Origin of the sequence: Merdimonas faecis, from assembly GCF_001754075.1 — a bacterium.
Lineage (GTDB): Bacteria > Bacillota > Clostridia > Lachnospirales > Lachnospiraceae > Merdimonas > Merdimonas faecis.
The window spans coordinates 1-1302 of sequence record NZ_MIEH01000056.1 but is presented as its reverse complement, the minus strand read 5'-3'; the positions used below and the strand labels follow the sequence as shown (position 1 = coordinate 1302).

The window sequence follows — 1302 nt, the reverse complement described above, 5'->3', positions numbered from 1 at the left end:
AGATCATGGAACGTCTCCGCGGGAAATGGAACTGCTATGACTTCCAGCACTTCATCAATGGTGTGAAAAAGGAAAATCCACGGCATATCTCCAAACAGCTTCGGGCAATTGAACAGTTCCTTGATTCTGAGAATCCGGATAAATCCCTGGTAGCGCAGGTGATGAAGGAATGCTGCCAGAAATACCGGTATCAATTCTCACAGTTTAAGGTCGTTTACAGCCTTGCAAAAGCCGGCCGGGAACTGGCTACAGACAACTGCCGCGCACAGGTTCCATCCGGCAGTGTCAGCTACACGGATCTTTCTGTTTATGCAAAAGCCTTTCAGGAACGCACAGAGAGGAAGGAGGCTGCTGCTCGATGAACCGTGAAATCTTAAAAAGTATGGATACCGGCCATATCCCTGTACAGCGGCTCACAGCCCTGCTTGAAACGTTTACCTTAAAGCACGCGGCGCGTATGCTTCCGGATCTTCTGGAAACCGCAGATCTGCAGGACTCCTCCTGCCGGGAATTCCTCCTGGCTGTTCTTGAGACCGAAGTGAAAGGACGGAATGAACGGCGACGAAAGCGCAACTATTCCGCAGCGCATTTCCCACCAAATATCCGGCCACTGGAAGAGTTCGACCCGGAAGAGCTGGAGTCAGGAATCACTCAGGCACAGCTCTCCGTCTTGAAAGAACTGTCCTGGCTGGACAACTGCGGAAACCTTGTCTTTGCGGGGCCTCCGGGCCTCGGCAAGACTATGGTCGCCTGTGGTCTGGGGTTGCAGGCTGTCAACAGCGGCTATACGGTATGTTTTGAGAAGATGACCAGCCTGATCAAGATCCTCGACACCGCAGAGACAGAGCGCGCCGCCGGTTTCCGGCTCAAAAATATCAAGAAAGCCCAGCTTATCATCATTGATGAGATTGGCTACACTCCGATCAGCCGCGGACAAGCGAATCGTTTTTTCACATTTATCAGCGACACCTATGAAACCAGTTCCATCATCTTTACCACCAACAAAGAGATCGTTGACTGGGCAGAGATGATGGGAGATCCGGTGCTTACCACCGCGATGCTGGACCGGATCCTGCACCATGCCAAGTGTTACTCTTTCCGAGGGGAATCCTACCGGCTGAAGCACCCTGACCTTTACCCGCAGGGAGAAACAGGGATGTAAGAATCTGCTTACCGGGTAATGTAAAAAAGTGCTTACCTTACGATGTAAAGATCTGCTTACCAGGGTATGTAAAAAACTCCTTACCTTACGGTGTAAAAAACATCTTACCTAACAATGTAAAAAAGTGGTTGACATTTGCA

Annotated in this window: 2 protein-coding genes; both read left to right on the top strand. The window is 50.5% G+C overall.

Annotation, left to right across the window (positions count from 1 at the left end):
- Positions 1-362 (top strand): hypothetical protein (locus tag BKD12_RS17070; RefSeq protein ID WP_176731003.1); only part of this gene is annotated, 362 nt, incomplete at its 5' end.
- On the top strand, positions 359-1162 hold the full coding sequence (gene istB, locus BKD12_RS16180; protein ID WP_207645186.1) for an IS21-like element helper ATPase IstB: 804 nt from the start codon (positions 359-361) through the stop codon (positions 1160-1162). The genes BKD12_RS17070 and istB, both read left to right, overlap by 4 nt.
- Positions 1163-1302 lie beyond the last annotated feature (140 nt).

Bases quoted from the DNA above. Each gene is read 5' to 3' on its own strand.
- istB (WP_207645186.1), top strand. From the start codon at position 359: ATGAACCGTGAAATCTTAAAAAGTATGGATACCGGCCATATCCCTGTA.